The organism is Flavicella marina (assembly GCF_009193215.1).
Lineage (GTDB): Bacteria > Bacteroidota > Bacteroidia > Flavobacteriales > Flavobacteriaceae > Flavicella > Flavicella marina.
The window spans coordinates 571,446-595,583 of sequence record NZ_VYVA01000001.1 but is presented as its reverse complement, the minus strand read 5'-3'; the positions used below and the strand labels follow the sequence as shown (position 1 = coordinate 595,583).

General features: G+C 34.5%; 16 protein-coding genes. All 16 read right to left on the bottom strand.

Annotation, left to right across the window (positions count from 1 at the left end; translation table 11 throughout):
• Complete coding sequence (locus F6P99_RS02380) at nucleotides 1-1,218, bottom strand: 6-phosphofructokinase (protein WP_152285833.1); 1,218 nt, start codon at nucleotides 1,216-1,218, stop codon at nucleotides 1-3.
• 172 nt (nucleotides 1,219-1,390) lie between these two features.
• Nucleotides 1,391-2,155 (bottom strand): SDR family NAD(P)-dependent oxidoreductase, encoded by a 765-nt coding sequence (locus F6P99_RS02375; RefSeq protein ID WP_152285832.1) that lies wholly within the window; start codon nucleotides 2,153-2,155, stop codon nucleotides 1,391-1,393.
• Between the two features lie 38 nt (nucleotides 2,156-2,193).
• Nucleotides 2,194-3,489, bottom strand: coding sequence for an MFS transporter (locus tag F6P99_RS02370; RefSeq protein WP_152285831.1), 1,296 nt, complete (start codon nucleotides 3,487-3,489; stop codon nucleotides 2,194-2,196).
• Nucleotides 3,490-3,767: 278 nt separating this feature from the next.
• Entirely contained in the window at nucleotides 3,768-4,472 is a 705-nt protein-coding gene (locus F6P99_RS02365; RefSeq protein ID WP_152285830.1) for a FadR/GntR family transcriptional regulator, read from the bottom strand.
• A gap of 177 nt (nucleotides 4,473-4,649) precedes the next feature.
• Nucleotides 4,650-5,546, bottom strand: coding sequence for a polysaccharide lyase family 7 protein (locus F6P99_RS02360; RefSeq protein WP_152285829.1), 897 nt, complete (start codon nucleotides 5,544-5,546; stop codon nucleotides 4,650-4,652).
• 43 nt (nucleotides 5,547-5,589) lie between these two features.
• The gene (locus tag F6P99_RS02355) at nucleotides 5,590-6,522 is read right to left on the bottom strand and encodes a polysaccharide lyase family 7 protein (RefSeq protein ID WP_152285828.1); all 933 of its coding nucleotides are present in this window, start codon (nucleotides 6,520-6,522) and stop codon (nucleotides 5,590-5,592) included.
• A 95-nt stretch (nucleotides 6,523-6,617) separates the two neighbouring features.
• Nucleotides 6,618-7,808 carry a PKD domain-containing protein gene (locus F6P99_RS02350; RefSeq protein WP_152285827.1) on the bottom strand — a complete coding sequence of 397 codons (1,191 nt, stop codon included), beginning with the start codon at nucleotides 7,806-7,808 and terminating at the stop codon, nucleotides 6,618-6,620.
• Nucleotides 7,809-7,816: 8 nt separating this feature from the next.
• Nucleotides 7,817-8,743: a PKD domain-containing protein gene (locus F6P99_RS02345; protein WP_193315974.1), complete on the bottom strand. Its 927-nt coding sequence runs from the start codon at nucleotides 8,741-8,743 to the stop codon at nucleotides 7,817-7,819.
• A 39-nt stretch (nucleotides 8,744-8,782) separates the two neighbouring features.
• Nucleotides 8,783-10,228: a RagB/SusD family nutrient uptake outer membrane protein gene (locus F6P99_RS02340; RefSeq protein ID WP_152285825.1), complete on the bottom strand. Its 1,446-nt coding sequence runs from the start codon at nucleotides 10,226-10,228 to the stop codon at nucleotides 8,783-8,785.
• Between the two features lie 12 nt (nucleotides 10,229-10,240).
• On the bottom strand, nucleotides 10,241-13,369 hold the full coding sequence (locus F6P99_RS02335) for a SusC/RagA family TonB-linked outer membrane protein (protein ID WP_152285824.1): 3,129 nt from the start codon (nucleotides 13,367-13,369) through the stop codon (nucleotides 10,241-10,243).
• Nucleotides 13,370-13,752: 383 nt separating this feature from the next.
• Nucleotides 13,753-14,505 carry a hypothetical protein gene (locus F6P99_RS02330; RefSeq protein WP_226912988.1) on the bottom strand — a complete coding sequence of 251 codons (753 nt, stop codon included), beginning with the start codon at nucleotides 14,503-14,505 and terminating at the stop codon, nucleotides 13,753-13,755.
• A 225-nt stretch (nucleotides 14,506-14,730) separates the two neighbouring features.
• Nucleotides 14,731-16,278 (bottom strand): RagB/SusD family nutrient uptake outer membrane protein, encoded by a 1,548-nt coding sequence (locus F6P99_RS02325; RefSeq protein ID WP_152285822.1) that lies wholly within the window; start codon nucleotides 16,276-16,278, stop codon nucleotides 14,731-14,733.
• Nucleotides 16,279-16,301: 23 nt separating this feature from the next.
• The gene (locus F6P99_RS02320; RefSeq protein ID WP_152285821.1) at nucleotides 16,302-19,364 is read right to left on the bottom strand and encodes a SusC/RagA family TonB-linked outer membrane protein; all 3,063 of its coding nucleotides are present in this window, start codon (nucleotides 19,362-19,364) and stop codon (nucleotides 16,302-16,304) included.
• A gap of 398 nt (nucleotides 19,365-19,762) precedes the next feature.
• A complete protein-coding gene (locus F6P99_RS02315) occupies nucleotides 19,763-20,137 on the bottom strand; it encodes a cupin domain-containing protein (RefSeq protein WP_152285820.1) in 375 nt (124 codons plus the stop codon).
• A 22-nt stretch (nucleotides 20,138-20,159) separates the two neighbouring features.
• Nucleotides 20,160-22,418, bottom strand: a complete 2,259-nt coding sequence (locus F6P99_RS02310; protein WP_152285819.1) for an alginate lyase family protein — start codon at nucleotides 22,416-22,418, stop codon at nucleotides 20,160-20,162.
• A gap of 210 nt (nucleotides 22,419-22,628) precedes the next feature.
• The gene (locus tag F6P99_RS02305; RefSeq protein ID WP_152285818.1) at nucleotides 22,629-23,669 is read right to left on the bottom strand and encodes a T9SS type A sorting domain-containing protein; all 1,041 of its coding nucleotides are present in this window, start codon (nucleotides 23,667-23,669) and stop codon (nucleotides 22,629-22,631) included.
• Nucleotides 23,670-24,138: the final 469 nt, after the last annotated feature.

Sequence of the window (24,138 nt, the reverse complement as noted above, 5' to 3'; positions counted from 1 at the left end):
TTAAATCCAGTTTAATATTTTCTTTACGTCGTAGTTTTCTGGGTCTTTGACGTAGGCTTTTGCTTCTTCATAATCACGTTCTCTAATATAAATCATATGATTGATAAAAAGCTGTGACATATCAGAATTGATGTCAACCAATCTTGGAGGTACTTTACCGTTTTCGTCCTCAAAATCTTTTAAATATAACGGTGACACATCACCGTTTGAGTTGGCACTCACGATACAAGCCGATAGCCCTTGATCGAATAATTTTTTAACACCAATACCAAGTAAAGTACATAAGGTAAGGTCAAATGCAATTGGATTTGAACATCTCAACTCGTAACCGATTTCAACCGGTCTAGATTTTATGTCTAATCCTAATTCTTTAAGTTTTATTTGTAGTAAATAATTGAAAATATGTGATTTACTTACATTTCCTAGCTCTGGATGTCCGTGATCATCATACGTAAAGTTGATTCCAGAGTTGATGATTTCATGTTCTTCCATAAAATGGAATACACCTTCACTCACCATCGCAACACCATACTCTATTCCTCTAATTTTACTTTTGATGATAGATGAAATAATAATATTGATGATTTTATCAAAAGTTATGTTCGTTTTATTAAACATTTCTGGAATAATCATGATAGGGAAATGACATGCCGAAGCAATACCAAAAGCTAAATGACCTGCTGATCGACCCATGGCCGAAACGACGAACCAGTTTTCACTAGTTCTTGCATCTTCATAAACCGTATTTCCTATCTGAACACCTTGATCTTTTGCAGTGTGAAAACCAAATGTTGGATTTCTATCTGGCAATGGTAAATCATTGTCTATAGTTTTAGGAACATGGATATGAGCTACATCAAGTTTGTGAGTTTCCAAGTATTTAGAAATTCTACTCCCTGTAGAAGCCGTATCATCACCACCAATTGTAACTAATAGCTTGACATTGTGTTTTTGAAAAAAATCAGCTCTGAATTCACTGTCTTTAGGCTTGTGTCTACTCATGATTAGCGTAGATCCTCCACGACTAAAGATTCTGTCAGCTCTGTGAAAATTGAACTTTTTAATTGCGGGTTCATCAGAAAACAAACCTTTGTATCCATGGTGAACTCCTAGTACATCATAGCCGTCTTTTATAAACGCCTTAGCTAAGGTGCTGATAACAGTATTAATGCCAGGTGCTGGTCCACCACCACAGATGATTGCAATAGATTTTTTCATGTTTAATTGATATGCTAAAGAGAATTTATTCTCATTAATAATTTTTGAGATGATTACTGTTCTATCTTTTTTAATGATTGGGAGAGATTAAGATAGAGTAAATGCTTCGTCAGTTACTGTAAGTAAGCAAAAACGGAGAGTAACGTCAGAAGCATTTATTTTTGATTTAAAATTAGATTCCTAGTGCTTGACCACCACCAATTTGAATAGTTTCAGCAGTGATAAATGAAGCATCGTCACTTGCTAAGAAAGACACAACAGAGGCAACTTCTTCAGGATTACCAATTCTTCCTAGCATGATGTTATTTTTCCACGAAGCGAATACTTCAGGTTTTGTCGCTTTAATTTGAGCGTGGAAAGGAGTATCAATAGTTCCTGGTGAAACAGCATTTACTCTAATACCATACTCAGCTAAATCTTTTGCCAAAGCTCTTGTAATTGCATGTACACCTGCTTTTGAAGTACCGTAGATTCCAGCTCCTGGACCTCCAGCGTTCCAACCTGCATTCGATGTATAGTTGATGATTGAAGCGTTTTCACCTTTCTTTAAGTAAGGGATCGCCGCTCTTGAAGCAAAAAATGTAGAATCTAAATTCAATGCCATTACAAATCTGTAAAATTCTGTAGTCATTTCTTCGAAACGAGATCTACCACCCAGACCACCAGCGTTGTTTACTAAAAGATCAATTTTTCCATATTTTTCTCCAATTGCGGTAATGTTTGATGTTACAGCATTGTCGTCAGTTACATCAAATCCAATGTATTCAGATGTAATTCCTTCCGCAGTAAGTTCTTTTACTCTTTGTACTCCTGCTTCATCGTCAATTCCGTTCAATACAACGGTATAACCATCTTGTCCTAATCTTTTAGCTACTTGGAATCCTATTCCCCCTGTTGCGCCAGTGATAACTGCTACTTTTCCTTCTGATTTGCTCATAATTATGTTTATTTATGTGTGTTTAATTTCTGTTTTGTTTATTTCTTTTTTTTCAAAGGTTCTATGTTTGGAATTAGAACCCATACACTTGCCATTACAATAAATGCTAAAGAAGCACCAATTACAAAGGCTGGTGTGTAATTTCCTCCAGTAGTCAACATAGGAACTAGGGCAACTAAACCTGCACCTGTTAATTTGGCTGCAGTTCCCGAGAATCCTGATAAAGTACCTACTGTTTTCTTTCCATATAAATCACTTGGTAATGTTTGTACGTTTCCGATTGCTGTTTGAAATCCGAACAGTACGGCTGCCATAATCAATACTGCAGCTACTGGTGTACCAGGGTTAGAAAGGGCTAACAATGCGGGTAACATAATTAGACATCCTAGTGTAATTACCATTTTACGTGTTTTGTTCACGTTCCATCCTGATTTTAATCTGTTTTGTGCCAATAGACCACCAAACCATGCACCTAACATAGCTCCAACATAAGGAACCCAACCGTAGATACCGATACCTTTTACATCCATATTATATACTTCAGATAAGTAAATTGGGATCCAGAAAACGAACAACCACCAAATAGGATCAATTGCGGCAGAGGCTATGATTACTCCCCAACTTTGCTTACGGCCTAATAGTTCTTTTACTTCTGGATTGTATTCTTCAGCTGAATCATTTGATTCGTCTTTTTCTTCTTGCCCTGAGAGTATGTACTCTTTTTCCAGCTCAGTTAACCAAGGATGTTTTTTAGGTGGAGCTTTTACGATGATCAACCATGGAACTAACCATAATAATCCAACAAGACCAATGATCACGAATATCATTTGCCAACTAAAATATACTGTTAAATAAGCAATAGTTGGAATGGCTACGATTCCTCCGATCGCAGCTCCGGAATTAAATAGTCCTTGAGCGAAGGCTCTTTCTGTTGCTGGAAACCATTCCGCATTTCCTTTTGCAGCACCTGGCCAGTTTCCTGCTTCCGAAATACCAAGTATTGATCTGAATAAAGCAAAACTTAAAACTCCACTTGCCAAAGCGTGTAAAGCTGTAGAGATTGACCAAAACCCGATTGACAATACAAATCCAATTCGCGTTCCTAATTTGTCAAATATTTTTCCAAAAATAGATTGACCAAAAGCATAAGAGAACATAAAGACTACAGAAATCAATGCATATATTTCTTTTCGTTCTGTCATTGTTTTGTCAGGATATAAATCCTCTGAGATACTTGGCCATAAAACAACAAGTGCTTGTCTGTCTATGTAGTTAATTACAGTTGCTAATGCAATCAATGCAATAACCCACCATCTTAGTCCTTTTACTTTCATTTTATTCGTTTTAATTTCTTGGTTTATTGTTGTTTACTTCAAATGTCTTAAGTTCAGATAAGACACTAAATTTCTAATTCTTGTTTTGGAATGTTAATCCAAAATTGAATCAATTTCTAGTAATTACTAGATGTTTGTAAATCTAAATTGAGTATGGCGAATGTTGGCCATTACATCTGAATTCTTAGAATTAAGAATTGTGTAGGTTTAAATTTACTTCCCTCCAAAATGTTTTCCGGTATCTAGATCGTGCATTCTTGATATTGGAAAGATTCATGTTATTCTTTGCTTGCGCAGTATTCGTATAGTGTTTTAAAGTGTATTTTCATTTTTTCTTTTGCCAATGCAGGGTCTTGAGCTTTGATCGCTTCGTATATTTCTTGGTGATCTTTGATACCTGAAATAGCCAAACCATCTGCACAAACATGGTGTTTTTCTATATTGATGATAATTTCTGGTGTGATTATTAACATAAATGTATTGATCGAACTGTTTTTACTAGCTTTCGCGATAGCTAAGTGAAACAGCAAGTCTTCTTGTACAGCATCAACACCACTCAATGCTTTTTCTTTATAAGCATCTAGTGCATCTTTTATTTGTTCTAAATCTTCTTCGGTTCTTCTTGTGGCAGCCAACGAAGCAGTTTTTAATTCTAAAAGAATTCTTGTTTCTACCAAAGATTTAAAATCTTGTTTTTCTAAGCGTAAAATGTCTTCAATCATTCCATTAAGAGCTACAACACCAATATTGGCAACAAAAGTTCCGCTTTGAGGGATCGAGTTTAGCAATCCGTAAAACTCCAGTTTCTGAATTGCTTCTCGAACATTACTTCGACTTACTTCAAATTTGTCTGAGAGCATTCTTTCAGAAGGTAATTTATCACCAGGCTCTAAATTCTTATAGTTAATCAAATCTCTAATTTTAGAGATGATTGAATTTTGTATATCTTTATTTTCGTTTTTTGTAAGTACTTCTAACTTCATATCCTTTTGTATTTCCAACCAGATTGGTTAACCAGTTTTTGCGTTGTAAATATATATATAATTTCTCTTTATAAAAAATATTTTTTGGGTTAATTTATTCTTTGTTTTTAAGGGTTAGAAGGAATTTTACCGAGAATAATTCCCGATAAAATTCTTTCACCAACTTAACCAAATGTTTCAATGTGATACTGTCAAATCGTAATATTTTACGGTTGCATATGCAGTTGGATCTGTTGATCCCAAATAATTACCTGCTTTGAAATAATTCTCGAAAATACCCCATTTTTCCATGTGAATATTTTCGTATACTTTTGAATAGTTGTCATTCAAGATTACCTCCATTCTTCCTTCTGACACGATTACTTCAAGTGTGAATTTGTCGAATCCAACCTCTATGGGGAAATTATATCCGTCATCATTACCCCATGAATCCGTTCTTAAAATGTCAGTTTCACTTGCATCTAGGTCTATCAAATACTTTGTTTTTACTCTTACCTTTTTGTCTTGCCAATATATTTTTAACATTGGAGGAGCATTGTTGTCTTTTTGACCGATTAAATCTCGTTGTTGATTTGTCAATCTCCCATGAATTTGCATGATGATTGTTTTATCGTAATCTCCATCAGATTTTTTCGAGATATTTTCTAATGAAAGTGTTCCTTTCATACGGGCACCTTCCTTAAACGTCCAATTGGTGCTATTACTACCAGGAACCATTTGTTCTCTTAATTCGGTTCTTGAATAACTAGAATTAGCTGTTGATGCTCCAGGATAAGTATAAAATACTAATGCCCCGTTTATTGAATCGTTGTAAAAGAAAGGTTTTAATTTACTATTGGTACCGTAGTTTAGAATTTCTGGCGGTTCAATCTCATCAGGTTTACCGATTGGTAGTGTAACTTTCCAATTGCTAAGATCAATATTTGGTAGTTTGAAATCTTTATTTGTGATGTTTTCGTTAGGAGTCTCTTGCTCTTCTTGCGGCATTTCTGATTCCAGAACAATGTTATTCTCATAGGTGCCTTGGCAACTAATTGTTGTTGCAGCAAAACATAGCAACAAAAATGTTGACATACTGTATAGGTTATATGAGAATGAAATTTTCAAATTGTTAGGTTTAGTGTTTAACTTCTAATTCGTAATATTTAATTTTTGAATAGGCTCCTTTGTCTCGAGACTGGAAATAGTTTCCTGCTTTGAAATAATTTTCGAAAACACCCCATTTCTCCATATGAATTCCTTTGTAAACTTTATACTCACTTCCGTTAAGTATAATGACCATTTTACCTTCTGAAATTTTAACTTCAAGCGTAAATTTTCTAAAACCAACATCTTCTTTAAAGTTGAATCCATCGTCATCACCCCAGGCATCTTCATGTAACAATTCTTCATATGAGGCATCAAGATTTTTTAGTACTTTGGTTTTGACTCTAACTTTTCCTTGATCCCAATATATTTTTAAAATAGGAGGGGCGTTGTTGTCGTCTTCACCAATTAAGTCTCTTTGTTCATTGGTCAATCTACCATGAATTTGCATAATAATCGTTCTATGGTACTTACCGTTGGAATCTTTTGTAGTTTCTTCCATCGCAAGTTTTCCTTTCATATAACCACCTTGCTTGAAAGTCCAGTTTATGTTGTTTTCTCCTGGAACCATTTGTTCTCTTAATTCAGATCTCGTATATTTTGTATTACGAGTTTTTGAATTTGTTGGCATGGAATGAAAAACTATAGCACCCTTAGTTGAGTCAATATACATATAAGGTTTTGCTACTTCAATATTTGCAAAATTGTGAATTTCCGGAGGTCCTATCTCAATAGGTTTTCCGTTCTCACCTGCCACAGGTAAAGTTACTTTCCAGTGGGTTAAATCGATTTTAGGAAGCTTTGTCTTTTTTCTTTTCTTCTTTTTTTTCTTTTTCTTCTTCTCCTTTTTTTCAATTTTAACGTCCGACTCATTAACACTTGTCTCTTGTGCTTGCGAATACGCTCCAACAGTTAATAGTACTGTTAGTAAAAATGTTAAAGTGGTGTAACGTAGGTTTTTCATTTTTGCAGTTTTTTAAAAATGGAGAGATTTTGGTTCTTGAGATAAGAAATTGGATCTCTCCATATTTAATTATTTAATTCTACTCGTATTTTAGATTAGTCAAATCCAGGAGTTTCAATAGAAATATCATCTAAGTATATTTCGCTTGTTCCACTGACACCTGTAAATGGTACCGCATAAAATACAGCTGTTGTCGTTGTTGCAGTAAATGTGAAACTATATTCTTTGTATGAATTAGTGTCATCAGATATCGTAAGAACAGCATCACTATTACCTAGTAAATTCGTTTCATCAGCAACTTCATTGTTTAAGATGTAAACATTGAAGTTATCAGTAGATTCGTTTCGAACAAACATTCTAATAGTATATTCAACACCTACTTCAACTGCAAATGGTTGATAGGCTCTACGTTCAGGTGAAGAAAATTTTAATGCATGTGTACCAGTGTGTTCAGTAGTCGTAATTCCAGCAGATTTCAATTTAGTACTTCCAGATTCCTCAAGTGCTTGGTTGTCCCATGTGTATGGACTTGTTTGTCCGTTTTTAAATGTACCAGGTGGATCCAATTCCCAAGCATCATTGTTGTCATCTTTGTGGTATACTCCAGGCACCCATTCATCAATAGATCCGTTCAAAATAATTGCTTTGAAAGTAGGAATTACTGTTGGGTCTGGGTCAACTACGCTAACAGTTTGCTCTAAAACTGAAGTGTCTCCAGAATCATTTGTAGCTGTTAAGCTTACTATATAATCACCTTCTCCTGCGAAAGTCTTAGTAGGAGATTCATCTGTAGATGTTGTAGTGTCTCCGAAATCCCACAAGTAACTTACCGCATTTGTTGATGTATTAGTGAATACAATTGTTTTCCAGTCATTGGCATCAACAACATAAGTAAATCCAACTACTGGTGCATCTGGATTCGTAACTACGATTGTTTTTTCTACAGTGTCTGTTGTGTTTGAAGATCCATTAGATACTGTCAAAACTACGTCATACGAACCTGCTTGTGCAAAAGTGTGAGTTGGTTCTTCTTCTGTTGATACATTACCTTCACCAAAATCCCAAGCATATGTAGAGACATTGGTAGAACGATCAGTAAACATGTAGGTCTTGTAATCTAAAACATCAACAGTTTCGGTAAATGCAGCGATTGGAGATGGTGTAATAATGATTTCTTCTTCACCAGATGTATCATCGTTACACGAGAAAAGAAGTGAAAGTGATATTAAAAAAGAAAATTTGATGATTCCTTTTTTACATAAGTGTTTAATAGCTTTTGTCATCATAATATATCTTATTCTTTATCTTTAAAAAATTCTATTTGAGTAAAGTTCATCCACTGGCTTTTTCGAGTTGTACCTGTTTCATCAAATCGACCAAAACCAATAAGTTTTACGTATCTACAATTGATAGATGTTGGGAATATTTTTACTTGAAATTCTGAAGTTGCAGATTCTGATAACATAAAGTCTCCTTCTTCAGGAATTACTTTTGTGAAATCAGCATCTTCAGTCCCGGTGCTTGATGTCCAAATTTGGTATCCATATGGATCTGATTTTACGTCTGTGGTAAATTGAATTACTCTTAGGTCCAAAATACTTGCCAAATCATAAATAACATACTCACCATCGGATCTAACGCTACCTTCAATAAGTTCAGCATCATCTTGTGCAGTCCAACGAGTTCCAGCATTTTTATCTAATGTATTCGAAGCAAATGCATCTTTTTCTACTTGGTAAGATGAAAAACTATGAACAGTCACTGGTTCTCCAGCGTCACCAGTATTGATCAAATCGAAAAACAAGTTCAAATCTCCTAAAGGTTCTCCATTATCGATAATAGAAATTGTGTTCGTGTATACATCTGTAAGTCCATTGTTATCTGCTACAGATAAGGTAACATCATAACTTGCAGTAATTGGTGGATAAGAATGTTCTTTTGGTTCAAATTCTGTAGAAGGTTCACTTCCATCACCAAAATCCCATACAAAGATACTAGCACTAACTGATTCATTTGCAAAACTTGCTTTATTCCACTGATCACCATCTCCTGTAACAGCTCCGAAAAACGCTGTTGGAGGTGTTTTGTCTTCTTTAGAGTTTTCTTCAGCTAAATCATATGAGAAATCACATGAAGTTACTGTTGCTACCATAAGTGATAAAACAAATGTTGGCAATGCTCTGACAACTCTCATTTTTTTTATGTTTTTAATATTTTTCATTGTTTTGAAATTTAATTATACGTTTAAAAGAAGCTGTTACTATCTCCAATTTATATTCTGAATCAATGCAGGTTCACCATTTGTGTTTAATGGACTTAAGTTAATTTCTCTTAAAGGAATTGGTAGTGTAACATCAAAAGCATTAAAGTTGTATCCATTGGCTTCTGCAAATGCAGATAATATTTCAGTTGCAACTCCAAAACGTTTCAAGTCAAACATTCTTTGGTTTTCAGAAAAGAACTCAAATCTTCTTTCTTGAATTAGATCTTCTTTTGTTATCGTTGTTACAGCGGTAAGACCAGCTCTTGTTCTAATTAGATTATAGTTATCTCCCCATGTTCCAGAAACTGCTACTTCAGATCCTCCTGCAAGGTTTGCTTCTGCATACATCATTACAACATCAGCATATCTCAACACAATGAAATCAGTACCTGCTTGCTCATCATCTGAACTTGTAGTATAGTGTTTTGCAGTTTGGTATTTGTCTTCCGAATCGTTGCTGTCAATATCAAATAACGCTCTGTTTGCCCCACCAAAATTTGTCAATTTTGCATGTAAATCAGTAGTCAAATAATTCAAACCACTCGAGTTACCCGTTGCAGCAAATTCTGCTGAATAATTTTGACTGTCGTTTGCAGCATCGTTAGAGAACCCGATAGCAAACATAATTTCATCATTTAATTCGTTTGTTGGATCAAAAATATCAATGTAGTTATCTAATAACGCATATTCAGATGATACTTGATCTAAGTGAATCAATGCTTGAGCGTAATCAGGGTTATCTAAAGTCATGTAAACTTTTGCTAACATCGCATGCGCTGCACTTTTAGAGGCTCTTGATCTAAATGTATCATCTAATCCTTCTGTAGCTTTAATGAAGTCTTCGATAATAAAATCATAAATCTTATTCTCTGATACTCTTGTAAATTGAATTGCTTTTTCATCTTCAGTTAATACATGGTCAACTAATGGCAATCCTAAATTTTCAACATCTTCTCCGTACATACGAATTAGATTGAAGTAAGCGTAAGCTCTTAAAAACTTAGCTTCAGCTTCAACTCTTTCAAAAGAAGCTTCTGTTTCTAAAGTTTTCATCGCATCGAGTACAACATTTGCTAAGTAAATCACACGATACATACTAGAGTAGTAGTTCGCAGAGATTCCGTTGTTTGCTTGAACAGAAAAGTTCTCAAATTGTCCGGCATCTGCAGAATCATTTGCATCTGGAGATCTTGTGTTACTATTATCTGATAACATTTCAGTTACATAAAACTCTACTTGAACACCTCTGTTATCATTTAATTGATTGGTGTTTACACCTTGCAAAGCGTCGTAGATGGCGATTAAACCCAACTCTAATTCTTCAGGTGTCTGATAAAAGTCTTCTGTTTTGATTGCTGAGTCTGGATCCGGATCTAGAAAATCTGAGCATGAATTAAACAGAAAAGCTAAAAATACGATTGTTATATATTTTGAATATTTCATTGTTTATTTTTTTTAAAAATCAATATTAACACCTAAAGAAATTGTACTAGCTATTGGTGAACCACCTCGTTGGTATCCGTATTGAGTCGGACTTGTTTTGTCTAACGCTTCTGGGTTCCAACCCGTGTAATTGTCTGCTGTAAAGTATAACAAGTTTTGTCCTGTTGCATATACTTTAAGATTAGATATACCGCCCATTTTAGCTACAAGATTTTGAGGTAAGTTGTATCCAATATTCACATTTCTCAAAGCGAAATATGAGGCATCTTGAATGATACTATTCGTGTAAATTTTCTCAACAATAAATTCGCTATCCACTGTATTCTTGATTTGATCGAAAGCAGTGTGGTTGAATAAGTACTGGTCTGCAATGTTTCTAACTTCTGCTCCATGACTTCCTTGGAACATAAAAGCAAAACTTAAGTTACCAAAACTAAACTCATTTGAAAAACTCCAAATAAACTCTGGATAAGGGTTTCCTAATTCTGTTTTATCTTCTTCATCTAAAACACCATCACCATTTAAATCTTTTACATAAACAACTCCTGTTTCTTGTCCAACATGTCTAAAGAAGTTTGACGAACTAAACTCATCGATTGGTACTTCTCTATCTACAACATATCCATAGAAAGAAGAAATTGGTTGTCCTTCTGAGTTGATCCACTCAGTAGGTCTTTTGTTGTCAATTGTTGTGATTTGACCGTTTGAAGATGCAAAATCAACCAGCGTGTTTTTGTTTGTTGTTAAAAGAACTGTCGAATTCCAACTGAATTTTTCTGTTCTTACGTTTTTAGTTCTCAATTCAAATTCCCATCCTTGATTTTTAACTTTACCGATATTGTCTAATGTATTAGAGTATCCTGAAGTCGCTGAAATAGGATTGTTTAACAATAATTGATCACTTGTTCTTTGGTACCAGTCAAGAGAACCTGTAATTCTGTTTCTAAAGAAACCAAAATCAACTCCTGGGTTTATCTCAATCAAACGTTCCCATTTTAATTCTGGGTTCCCGATGTTTACTGGTGAGTAACCAGATTTGATACTTCCTTCTTCGGTATAACTTACATTTGATACTAAATCTAAACTAGGGTAGTAATCAACAAGTATGTTCCCTGTACTTAGTTGAGAAGTACTACCTTGTGCATCTGGATCTACACTTCCCGTGTTCAATCGGTCGTTTCCGGTAACACCATAACTAGCTCTTACTTTTAATCTAGAGATTACATCAGTATCTTCTAAAAAGTCTTCTTTGTCGATATTCCATCCTACAGAAGCTGCAGGGAAGTTTCCATACTTATATTTTGATCCGAAAATCGAACTACCGTCTCTTCTTAAACTTAAACTTACTAAATACTTGTTGTCGTAAGCATAGTTGAATCTCGAAATAAATGAGATACCTCTTTTAGTCCATTGAAAACCTTGTGCGTTTGATGGAATAGGAGCATTTGATAATTGTTGTATTTTATCATTTACAATTCCAATACCTCTGATAGAAGAGAAGAAGTAGTCTCTTTTCTCAATAGAATTACCTAATGTTACTCCGAAATCATGTTTGTTAAATGATTTGTTGTAGTTGAAGAAATTGTCGAAAATAAAATATTGATCTCTTTGAGTAATCTCATCAATATATGCATCAGTCGTTTCTCTACGCGCTAATGTTCCAAGATAATCTTTTCTTTGGGTGTCTTGCATTGAAACAGATAAAGAAGATTTAAATTTCAAACCATCCATGATTTTGTATTGTCCATACACGTTACTGAATAATTTGAATTTGTTGTCTGTTCTTTCTCTTTCAGCAACTCTTGCATATGGGTTTTGATTGGTAGAATTCCCTAAGTTACTTGTTAATTCTTCTTCGTATATACCATCACCATCTAAATCTGTGAATTCGAAATGACGCATTTGAGCATAATCTCCTACTTGAACGTCCGCAAATGGACCATTCGGGTCTATATAATTTAACGTATGCTCTGTATGGTAAATTGGTAACCAAGGCATTTGTCTTGCAACGTTGTGAATGTTTTCAGAAAATCTTTTTCTAATGGTATAACTAGGAGTGAAGTTCATTCCAGCAGATAATTTTTTGTTGATTTTGAAGTCAACTTTCAATCTAGCTCCAAACTTCTCATAGTTGTCTAATAACAAAACACCCTCGTCGTTTGAGTAGTTCAAACTGGAAGCATATTTAACCTTATCGTTTCCACCTCTGATAGAAAGAGAATGGTTTGTAATTGCACCACTTCCAATAAATACATCTTGCCAGCTACGGTCTGTACCTGTAGATAGTCCGAATTTAGTATAATCAGAAATTTCCAATCCTAAATCTCTTTGCTTTTGTGCCCAACTTGCAACAGTTTGACCATATGCCTCACTTTTTCTTCCTGTTTTAATACCAGTAAATGTTGAATAGTTGATTCTAGTTTTTCCGGCAACTCCTGATTTCATTGTAATCATGATAATACCATTCGATCCTTTTGAACCAAAAATAGAAGAAGAAGCGGCATCTTTTAAAATTTCAAAAGATTCAACATCGTTCATGTTTAAAGACCCTAAGAAATCAGAATCTACAATAATCCCATCTACCACGATTAAAGGAGTAGAGTCACCTGCCATAGAACCAACACCTCTAATAGTAATACTAGGTGGAGCTCCGGCTTGACCATCTGTTGCTTGAATATTCACCCCAGAAACTTGTCCGATAAGTGCATCATCAACTCTGGTTACAGCAATTTCATCTAAGTTTTCATTTACTACTTGCGATATTGCACCTGTTAAATGAGATTTTTTCTGAGTACCGTATCCAACAACAATAACTTCATCTAAAGTTGAGATATCTTCTTTAAGTAGAATGTTTAAAACTTTTTGGTCTTCTATGATAACTGTTTGAGTTACATAACCAACATATGAGAATTGTATGACATCTCCTGGTTCAGCTGCGATTTCAAATGCTCCGTCAAAATCGGTAGTAACCCCTTTGTTTGACTTTACAACGACCACATTGATTCCAGGAATTGGAACATTATCTGTTTCAGATAATACAGATCCAGTGATGGTATCATCTTGTGCAAATAGTGCAATGTTAAATAACAGAACAAACGAAAGTGTGAGTTTTGTTTTAAATTGTTTAATTGATTGTTTCATGTTTAAATTGTTAGTTTAATAAGAGCAATACTGTATTGCATGGTTCTGGTATGTGTGCCTTCGGCAAATACGAGAGAGGATTTTTAAAAGAACACCTTTTCTTTTTTGAAAATTCTATTTGTTAAGGGTGCTGGTTTTTCGAGTGTATAGTTTTAAGCATAGTTAATGTTGTTTTTTTGGTTGTCCAAACTGGAAAACCAATTTGGTTTACCAAAAATAAGGTTTTAGAATCTGAAAAAAAAATATTTTAACAAAAAATGTGTTATGTAGAATGTGTTTTGTGTAAAATATCACACTGGAATTGTGATATTAACAATTGTGTATGGTTGTTAAATGCTTTTTAATTTAAGAAAAATCGATAGGATATAGTTAGAATTTTGAATTTATTCTTCTTCTTTTATTGCATTGTGAGTTTCTAACCATGCTTCGGCTGCTTTGTCTCTGAAAAAATCCATCCATACATAATACATCTCAGCTCCATCTTCAACAGTAACCGAATGAGTGGAACCTAGTGGAATATGCAATAACGAATATTCAGGGAATTTGATGCTTGCCGAATCTGCATAGACAGTCACTTCATTTTTACTAAGACCCAAGAATAATTGTTCTAGCATTCCGTGTTTGTGGGCTCCTACTTTGTCGGGCCCTTTTGTTTTAACGGTTCCCATAGCAATTCTTGGAATGTATTTGTTTGGGAGTATCGTTCTACTTACAGTATTCGGACTTTTTATTGGTTCTGTATAAGGTTCACAATCGCTGAATTTTTTTAAATATATTTCTTCTGTGTTTTTTCTCGGGAAATCTTTTAGATCTTTTAAATCTTGCTTCGTTAATGTACTTGAGATTTTTAAAAAGTGTAATGTGTCTTTTTTATTTGCCGAAATGGCAAAAGAGGTAAGTTGGTTGGGTAAAAAAAATGTTTCTGGTTCTAGAGAGTATTTTTTATTGCTGGTAAGTAATGATCCATTACCTTTTATAAACAGGTAGATACATTTTGTATTGTTGTTGATTTGTTGGTTTGATGGTTTTTCAGTTATTGAGATTTGTGCAACTTCAATTCCTGAGATTTCACTTTCTAATACCTTTTTAGAATAAAAATTAGAACCTTCCCTAAGACTCATGTGGAGTTTTTCCATAGTGATATTTTGACTTTGTAAATTTGATACTGCGAACAAGAGTAACGATAAATTTGTGAATAGCGTTTTCATAAATATGGTTGTTTTATAAAATAAAAACACGGATCTAAAAATTAGACCCGTGCACTACTTAAACTAATTTAAATTGAAATAAATCAAATAAACTTAGACATTGTCTCTAATCTTGGAAGAACTAAATCCTCCAAGATTTTAGATGTTTGTCTATTAATAACCCGGATTTTGGGTTAGATTTGGGTTTCTTTCTAGTTCATCAGCTGGTAATGGTAATAAATAATCATCATCAGAAAAGTCTGGTTTTAAACCTTCATAACCACCAGCTCCATAAACAGTAGCTCCTAATCTTCTTCTTGCAATGTCATACCATCTTTTACATTCAAAAGCTAATTCTAGTCTACGCTCTTCTAATACATCATCAACAGTTACTGTTGTTAAATCAGCTGGTTCAGTACTTGGCGCAAATGTAGTTTCAATATCTGCACCTGTCTTGTATGCTCCACCTAGTCTAGCTCTTGCTCTAACTTGGTTCACATATCCAAGAGCTTCAGCATCTTTTCCTCCTACTTCTAAAGCAGCTTCAGCAGCAATTAATAAAACTTCTGCATAACGAATCATAGAGTAGTTGTGGCTAGTTGCTCTACCACTACCACGTGCAAATTCACCAGGATATCTTGCGTACTTTGCAATATATGGTGTATTTCTTGCATGCTCGTGTCCACTGATTGTGAAATTATCTGATTGAACGTAATTTCCGTTGATGTTTGCTTCTTCATCAAAACTAACAGCTCTTCTGTAGTCTAAAGGGTTGAATGATGCATATACAGCTTCTGTAGGTACGGCAACAGACCATCCACCACCTGAGTTTCTGTCGTCACCTCTAATTCCTGTCATTGGAGCTATTTGGTCATATGCGTTGTTTGTAGCCTCAACATTGTTGTAGTCTAAAGCGAATATTGGCTCTTTTGAGTTGTCAATAACCTCTGCGTTAAACAAGTTTTGGAAATTCGTGTCTAAAGCTAGATCGTAAGTTCCTGCATTTGAAATTACTTCAGTTGCCTCGTCATAAGCTAATTGAAAATCTGCTGCACCGTTAGTACCAGCTCTAGTTAAATATACCAATGCTAAATAAGAACTAGCTGCCGCTTTAGAAGGAATACCTCTTGAAGCTTGAGTATTTGGCAACCAAGTTTTAGCAAATTGTAAATCTGAAATGATGTTATCATATACTTCAGAAGCAGGAGTTCTGCTAATAGAAAGTGCTTCTTCTACATCAGTAGTTGGTTTGTCGATGTATGGTAAAGCTCCAAACTGTCTTACTAAATGAAAGTAATAAAAAGCTCTCATGAAATATGCTTGAGCAGTTACTGGATTTTTAGTTGCTGCATCAACCTCAACTAATTCTGCACCTGCAATTGCAAGGTTAGCAGCTGCGATTCCTTGGTAACTCTTTAACCAATACTCCGTTAACATTCCGTTATCTGCAAGTGTAGTTAACATGTCCATTTCAACCCTTCTTGTTTGAGTAGATTGAAGGTTAACCATGTCTGAACGTAACATTAATGCAATTGAAAGTTTTCTACCCCAAAACTTTTCGTTGATTGCATGTGTTTTAGAACCTTCTACTGCAGTTTGTATATCTCCTGTAGATTTAAAGAATCCATCAGGAGCAAGAACTCCAATCGGTTCTTCAACTAAATCCGAACATCCCATTATTGATAATCCTATCAATAAGAATAAATATTTATATATTTTCATATTCTATGTGTTTAAATGAGTTATTAAAATTTTAAATTAAGGGCGAAATTCACAGATTTTACCGTTGGGTAATTTCCAAAATCAAATCCTTTTATAGTATTAGTAGAGGTGTTGTTATTGCCATTTGAACCATAGTAATTCACTTCAGGATCTAATCCAGAATAGCTCGTCCATGTCAACAAGTTTTGAGCACTTACAGAAAATCTGATGTTTTCAATTCCTGAATTAGCAAGAATAGAACTAGGAAGGTTGTAACCAACTGCAATATTCTTTAATCTAATATAACTTCCGTCTTCAACAAATCTTGAAGAGATCTCTCTGTTACTATTATTTCCTACTCTTGGTTGCGTATTACTTGCATTTTTTGTAGTCCAAGCATTGTTGTAATAATCTCTTGTTGTGTTAGAGTCTCCATTGTTCAATTGAACGTTTGTTAAATTCATAACTTCACCTCCAGAAGATCCTTGGAAGAATATGTTCAAGTCAAAATCTTTATAAACAAAATTGTTAGTGAAACCCCAGTTAAAGTCAGCATTAGGATTACCAATGATTGTTCTATCTGATTCAGTAATAGATCCATCACCATCAACATCTCTAAATAATGGGTCTCCAGGTACTCCTCCTGCTAAGGTAGCTGTACCATCAGGTAGTACTCCATCCGATTGTAAAACGCCAACAAAGTCATAACCCCAAAACAATCCAACTTCTTCACCTACTCTTAAAATTGTACTTCTGTCGTGACTGAAATAACTTGGTGTTCCATCAAAAAATATGTCAGCATCATTTACAAGTGCCACTACTTTATTTTTGTTCGCTGAGAAGTTAAAATCTGTAGTCCATGTAAAGTTTTCGTTTGAAATGTTTCTCGTGTTTAAAGAAATTTCAAAACCTGAGTTGTTAATTTCTCCTGCGTTTGTTAAAATATTTGCGTTAGAGAAACCTAAGTACTCTGGAGATGCATTGTTTGCTAAAATCAAATCTTTAGTGTCAATGTTATAATAATCTACAGATAAATTAATGTTGTTGTTTAAGAAACCAAAGTCAATACCAACGTTTGTTTGGTAAGAAGTCTCCCATTTTAAGTCCGGGTTTTCTGGTTGCTCTGGAGTTACAGCCGGAACCGTTTCACCGTTACTTGAAGCATAAATACTTTGTAATTTTGCCAATGATTGGTAAGGTGCGATCGATGGGTTACCCGTAACACCATAACTTGCTCTTAATTTCAAATTAGAAACCGTATTGTTTTCTTTCAAAAATTCTTCGTTTGAAATTTTCCATCCTAAAGCAGCAGAAGGGAATGTTGCATATTTTTTATTAGCGGCAAAGTTTGAAGCACCATCACGTCTTACAGTTGCTGTAATTAAATACTTATCTGCAAAGTCATAATTCAATCTACCAAATACAGATTGAATTTCTACTGTTTGGATTGAAGAGTTAGGTTGTAAGAAACCAGTTGAAGTACCTAAACCGTATTGTTTGAAACTATCAGAAATAATTCCAGTTCCTTGAGCTAATGACATTTCACTTACACTTTTTTGGTAAGAATAACCTGCCAATGCAGTCAGTGCACCATTTCCGATTTCTTTAGTGTATGTTAAATAGTTTTCACTTAAAACAGTTTGGTTTTTGTTGTTTTGAATACTTGCTCTACCACGAACAGCACTTGCGGAAACGATCAATGTAGAAGGAACATACATACCTCTAGTTGTGTTAGAAGTACTCATACCAAAAGTTGTTTTGAAGTTTAATCCTTCAAGGATGTCATAACTCAAATATGCATTTGCTCTAAAATCATCAACTTTCGTTTCGTCAGTTCTTTGACTTGCAACTGCATAAGGGTTGTCTACTGGATCTCCAACTGCATCATTCACAGTAAAAGCTCCGTTTGGATCTTGTACTGGTTTATCCGGTGCAAATCTCATTGCTAGAGAAATGGCATCATCACCACCACCACCAACTCCATTCAGACCTGTTGATTGTGTTGCTACTCCGTTTTTAGTACTACGACTTCCAAAAAGGTTCAATCCTAATTTTAATTTACTTGTTACTTGGGTATCTAAGTTTGTTAAGAATGTCGCTTTTTCAAAATCTGAATTGATCAAGACACCATCTTGAGAAAAGTAGTTTCCAGAAGCATAAAAGTTTGCTTTGTCTGATCCTCCAGAAAATGATACTTGATGATTCTGAGTGTTTCCAGTTCTGTAGATTAAATCTTGCCAATCAGTATCAGCTGTTCCTGCTGGGAAAGGAGTTGTGTTTCCTTGATTAGCTCTAATTTTGTTTTGATAGTCAACAAACTCTTCAGCGTTTAACAAATCTAATTTGTTTGCTGTGTTATTAACTGCATATGTACTGTTTAGTTCAACCGTAATTTTACCTTTACGTCCTTTCTTAGTAGTAACGATAATTACTCCGTTCGAACCTCTTGATCCATAGATAGCTGTTGCTGATGCATCTTTTAAGATTTCCATAGATTTGATATCGTTTGGTTGTGGCATCGTAGCCCCAACGAATCCATCTACTACTATTAAAGGATCACTGTTTGCTCCAATAGAAGTGTTACCTCTAATTTGAATGTTGATTGGAGCTCCTGGCTCACCACCGTTGTTAGATTGTACAACTACCCCAGCGGCTCTACCTTGTAGTGCTTGTGCAGCATCTTGTACAGGGAATGCTGTTAATTCGTCTGATTTAACAGAAGAGACAGATCCTGTAATGTCGCTTTTCTTTCTTGCACCATAACCAACTACAACTACTTCATCTAATTCATTAGAATCTTCTTCTAAAGAAATGTTTATAGTTGTTTGATTTGATACCGAAATCGTTTTCGTAACAAACCCAAGAAATGAAAATGAAATTTTACTTCCCTCAGGAGCGCTTATTGAATAATTTCCATCAAAATCTGTTGTGGTACCTGTTGAGGTTCCAATGACTAAAACATTAACCCCAGGTATAGGAGCATTGTCAACTGATGATGTGATTTGCCCAGATATTTGTTGGTTGTTTTGGGCGATTAACGCAATGTTAGTTAACAAAAATGCTGTTAACAGCAGTTTTGTTTTACAAAAATTTAGTGTTTTTTTCATGTTTAAAGTGTTAGTTTAGTCAGTACTTTAGTACTATTTAGTTAATAAGACATACATCCATTATCTTTCACTTTACACACTACAAATTGCTTGATACAAAAAGTATTTTTTGTATTTTTGCAGAATGTTATTGTGCATAATGATAACATGTGATCGGATTTACTTCCCTCCAAAGAAGTATTCTAAGTAAGAGGATGGGCGTGCACCCATCCTTTTTTTGTTTAAGGTTTATTCATTTAATTATAGTTTAGATTAGTTTGTTTAGTGGTTTTCCAAATTGGGAAACCAAATTGGTTTACCAAATATATAGCAATATAATCTTAAATCAAAAAAAATTAACAAATATTTATGCAATAAGTATTGGTAGCTTGCAAAATCAATAGTGTTGACAAGGGCTTTTAGTCTTTATCACCAAAGTAAGAAACACCATCACCGCTTAAAAAATCTTCTCTTACCGGACTAAAAGTATCGATTAGTTCTCCAGCTTCTAAACAAACCGCACTATGCAATAAGTTTGGCTCGATGTAAACACCATCACCAGCTTCTACAATTTTCTTTTCTCCTTCTATGTCAAATTCAAATTTTCCTGAAGCGCAAAAAGTAGCTTGTGTATGAAAATGCTGGTGTGGAGAACCTAGTGCCCCTTTTTCAAATTTCACTCTAACCATCATGATTTGATTGTCGTATCCTAAGAATTTTCGAGAAACTCCTCCACCAAGTTCTTCCCAATCAATTTGTTTCGTATCGATGAATTTTTCACTAAGTCTTTTCATTGTTTATAGTTTTTGAGTTAATTTATTTGTAATAATATGGACCAGACCATTCATAATTCTTATTTGAAATTTTAAGAGTATGAATCGTTTCGTTTGATGTGTCAGTGTTTGCTGTGATGAATATTTTATTATTGCCTTTTACAGTAGTTATTGAAATAACTGTATATACATCATTGTTTAGAATTGTTTTGATTTCATGAATCGTACTTTTTGAGTTTACAGCCGATTCTGTGACAGGACTATAGCTTCCATGTGATTCAATCGCTGATACAAATGTAGTGTTCGTCGTATTGTCACGTCTTACAATAAAGGACGGGTCTCTACGTAAATTAAAATTAGGATCATGGGCGCCAATCCTCGTAAATAACAACTGGTCTTCAGACAATGTTTCTGTTGTCAATGTGTAAAATTTGTTGTTGTGAAACCAAGAGAATTTGCTGTTTTCTTTTTGTGGTCTACCGAAACCTTCTACAAATAAATGTTGATAACCATGTTTTTTTCCAAGGGTCTTTAGCTCCTTTGGTGTGCTGTATTCAAAATTCGTACTTAACACTTGACCAAAATAATAGATAGGAAGGTCGTATCTATTGGTTGTTTCAGAGGTAATATTGATGATGTCAAGTACAAAAGGTTTTTCAAAATCTTGGTCTTTTATAATTGCCATTGTTCTGTGCATGTCTGTTCCGTCGTAGGTGTTTGCTACTTTCGAACTAACTACTTGAACGTCGGTGTTGTCTATTGAAAAATAAGATAAATCTGGATGATTTTGACTTCCGATTTCATATTTTCCTTTGTAATGAGAAGTTTCATTTTGAGTAACTGTGTTATGAGCAATTGTTTGTTTTGCCCAAGTTTTGTTTTCTTTCAAATAATTTCCACCACCTTTTTGCTCGATGTTTACGAAACGTGCCAATCCATAATCTTGTATTACTTCTTCACCATTTTCATATAACGAGTACGATAGTTTATCGTAATGTCCATGACTAGATCCTTGCGATGCGTATTTGAAAACAAGTTCAATAGCTTCGTTTCTTAAGATAGCGACACCTCCTTGTTTTCCTTCAGGGCCATCAGATAAATTTATCGATTTTTTTACAAATGGTTTTGCCTTACCTTTTTTTATATCAAGGGCTATGGCTAATCCAGAGTCGTCAAGTAAAACTCGGTTCTGTTTTTTAGCGATACTTAACAAACCAGGATCTTTGTCTCCATATTTATACGAAATATCAACCGCTGTTACTAGCGCTTCTGTATAATAAGACATTCCTTTTTGACCATCGTTCAATGGAAAGAAGTCACCATCTGCGTCTGATAAGTTCAATAATGCATTGATAGATTTTAAAAGTACCCCTTCTTTATATTCAAATATTTTCAAATCTGGTTTGGCATTTTGTAAACCAGTAGCAAAGATTAAAAACGGATACATCGCGTATCTTTGGTAGTAGGGCCCTTCATTATAGTATCCATCTGGAGAAAAAGGCTCTTCTATATTTGCTAGAAATCCGGCTTTTCCGTCTTTGTTGATAAAACCTCCGTCGTCGTCTTTGGCAGTTTTATCCATTTCTTTTCCTTTGATGCCATACAAAGCACGTTGAATTAGAACTTCGTCATCCATAACCAAACCTATCATTCCAACCGCTGCATTTCCCCAAGTGCTATGATTGTGAACTCTTTGGTAGAATTGTGGACTGTCAACAGAAATATGATCGGCAAAAGGTCTGAATAAGTTTGTTTCTAGTTGGTTGCGTTCTGCTTCTGTTAAGTAGTCGTATATACAGTCATATGCTTGACTAACATATACCAACCAGTTCGCATCATTCAATGCTTGCCAGAATAATTTTCCTCTTGCGTATGATCTTGTTTTCGGATGTAAAGGCAATGTTTTGTACATTTTCTCGTATTGCTTCAACATGTCTTTTATGTAGATCGCATATTTTTCATCATCCAAAATTTGATACAAAAGCCCTGCTTTTTGAAGTACGAACCAATTTTTTTTATGTCTTGAATGTGTATACCCTCCAGAATAATCTTTTGGGATGGGAGTGTCGATACCCGCTTCGATTTCTGCATCAACTTCTTCTTTTACTTTCTTGAGTGAATTGTCAAAAACAGGAATCGTACCCAATTGTGCGCGAATGTCTTTTACACCTTGTTTTGTTAAAATCAAACGTGGGTGTCCTGAGTCTGTGTGATCAGTGCTTTTTGTGTTTTCTGAATCATTACAAGAAGTAAACACGAGCGTAAAAAGCAGTAGAAAGAAAATTTTTGTAATCTTTACCATGAGAAAGTTTTGTTTGATTTGGTTAACCAATTTGGTTTACCAAAAATAAGGCAATTTTTTATGAAAACAAAATAATACCTATGAATTTCAACAGAATGCTTTTCGAACTGTAGTTGATTTGGGGAGTGTATTTGAGTAATATGGATAAAAAAAGTCACCAATTACTGCATTTAGTAATTGATGACTTAAAAACTTATTTAACCAACTATTTTATTTTTTGATGAATTTTGTTGTTCCACTTACATCACCACTAACAAGTCTTAAAATATAAACACCTTTTGCAAGAGAAGAGATGTCGATAGAATTTTGAGTTAATTCTGATGCAGAGATTACAACTTTTCCTGTAAGATCAGAAATCTCAGCTGAATCTATATTGTTGTCTGAAGAGATGTTTAAAACATCATTTGCAGGATTAGGGAAAAGGCTGAAGTTTGAAGCGAATACATCTTCTGTAGAAGCTAATGGATCTTCTATCAAAGAAATATTGTCATAAAAAACTTCAACTGATTTGCTAATTGAAAGTAATGCTCTAACATAAATAACTACGAATGAACCTGAAGCTGTAAAGCTAAAGCTATTTGTAGTGAAGGTGTTGTTTTCTGCGGAACCCTTGCTTGAGTTATGGTCATTTGTGATTTCAAAATATGCATCTACTCTAGAGTCTGAAGCTCCGTTTTCAAGCCCAGCCTCAGTTGTAATTTCTTCGTTTAACATAAATACTTCAGAAGGTATTCCAGATGCCTCCGAACGCGAATCTATTGAGAAAGTATAGCTAGTTCCTGGTGTTACAGCTACTTTTTGATACAAACGACGTGTTGAAGCCGATACAGCAGGTTTGCCATTCGCATCATCATAAACTTTAACACCTCTTGTTTTAGATCCGTTTACGTAAGATCCGTCTGAAGATGACCCTGGTTGTTCGTCTACGCCATCATCTTCAGGATCAGCTGTTACGTATGTGTCTTCTAAATACTGTTCTAACGTTGAATTATTCCATAAAGCACGATAGGGACTAGAGATTGTAGTACCAGAATTGTCAATTACGGTACTATTTGGAGTCATATCCCAAGCATCTGCATTATCATCAACATTTTTAACGTTCCCATTTTCAGATGCTGTATGAATATAATCATCGCAAGTTCCATTTAACACAAGGTTTGTTTGACTTGTCCCGTAATTAAAGCACAAAGTGACTAGTGCCGCAGATAGTATCCAAGTTGTTTTGTTCTTAAATAGTAATGTTTTTTTCATGAGTTTGAATTTAAAATTAGTTTTGTATTTGGTTTCCCAGTCTGGAACACCAAAGTGGTGTACCAAATTGGTTTACCAAAAGTATAATTTTTTTTACATGAAACAAAATTTTATTAAAAAAAATGAATTTCAGTCAGTTAGTTGCTGAAAAGAAGGGCTGAAATTCAATTGATATTATGTAAGGATTCTTTGTTTTTATTGAGAATATGGTAAAATTTGTGGGTAAGTTGTGGTAAAAGCCGTTTTTGTTCGGAGTTGCTATACAGAAACGTTTTCTATTTTGTAAATTTGCCATCCTGTTTTGTTTAATTGATAAAAAAGAAAACGTTTTTCAATTAGACATCGTAAAGGATTTTGTCTTAACTAATTGTAGATTAGGTATTTGTGTTCTTTTATTGAAAGAATGGACACAGTAAAGAAATACTGAAACCGCTAAAAATAAGATAGAACAATAGTAATTTTGAAAACT

Excerpts from the sequence above, each read along its gene's own strand:
- F6P99_RS02380 (WP_152285833.1), bottom strand. The coding sequence starts at position 1,218 with ATGAAAAAATCTATTGCAATCATCTGTGGTGGTGGACCAGCACCTGGC.
- F6P99_RS02375 (WP_152285832.1), bottom strand. The coding sequence starts at position 2,155 with ATGAGCAAATCAGAAGGAAAAGTAGCAGTTATCACTGGCGCAACAGGG.
- F6P99_RS02370 (WP_152285831.1), bottom strand. The coding sequence starts at position 3,489 with ATGAAAGTAAAAGGACTAAGATGGTGGGTTATTGCATTGATTGCATTA.
- F6P99_RS02365 (WP_152285830.1), bottom strand. The coding sequence starts at position 4,472 with ATGAAGTTAGAAGTACTTACAAAAAACGAAAATAAAGATATACAAAAT.
- F6P99_RS02360 (WP_152285829.1), bottom strand. The coding sequence starts at position 5,546 with ATGTCAACATTTTTGTTGCTATGTTTTGCTGCAACAACAATTAGTTGC.
- F6P99_RS02355 (WP_152285828.1), bottom strand. The coding sequence starts at position 6,522 with ATGAAAAACCTACGTTACACCACTTTAACATTTTTACTAACAGTACTA.
- F6P99_RS02350 (WP_152285827.1), bottom strand. The coding sequence starts at position 7,808 with ATGATGACAAAAGCTATTAAACACTTATGTAAAAAAGGAATCATCAAA.
- F6P99_RS02345 (WP_193315974.1), bottom strand. The coding sequence starts at position 8,743 with ATGAAAAATATTAAAAACATAAAAAAAATGAGAGTTGTCAGAGCATTG.
- F6P99_RS02340 (WP_152285825.1), bottom strand. The coding sequence starts at position 10,228 with ATGAAATATTCAAAATATATAACAATCGTATTTTTAGCTTTTCTGTTT.
- F6P99_RS02335 (WP_152285824.1), bottom strand. The coding sequence starts at position 13,369 with ATGAAACAATCAATTAAACAATTTAAAACAAAACTCACACTTTCGTTT.
- F6P99_RS02330 (WP_226912988.1), bottom strand. The coding sequence starts at position 14,505 with ATGGAAAAACTCCACATGAGTCTTAGGGAAGGTTCTAATTTTTATTCT.
- F6P99_RS02325 (WP_152285822.1), bottom strand. The coding sequence starts at position 16,278 with ATGAAAATATATAAATATTTATTCTTATTGATAGGATTATCAATAATG.
- F6P99_RS02320 (WP_152285821.1), bottom strand. The coding sequence starts at position 19,364 with ATGAAAAAAACACTAAATTTTTGTAAAACAAAACTGCTGTTAACAGCA.
- F6P99_RS02315 (WP_152285820.1), bottom strand. The coding sequence starts at position 20,137 with ATGAAAAGACTTAGTGAAAAATTCATCGATACGAAACAAATTGATTGG.
- F6P99_RS02310 (WP_152285819.1), bottom strand. The coding sequence starts at position 22,418 with ATGGTAAAGATTACAAAAATTTTCTTTCTACTGCTTTTTACGCTCGTG.
- F6P99_RS02305 (WP_152285818.1), bottom strand. The coding sequence starts at position 23,669 with ATGAAAAAAACATTACTATTTAAGAACAAAACAACTTGGATACTATCT.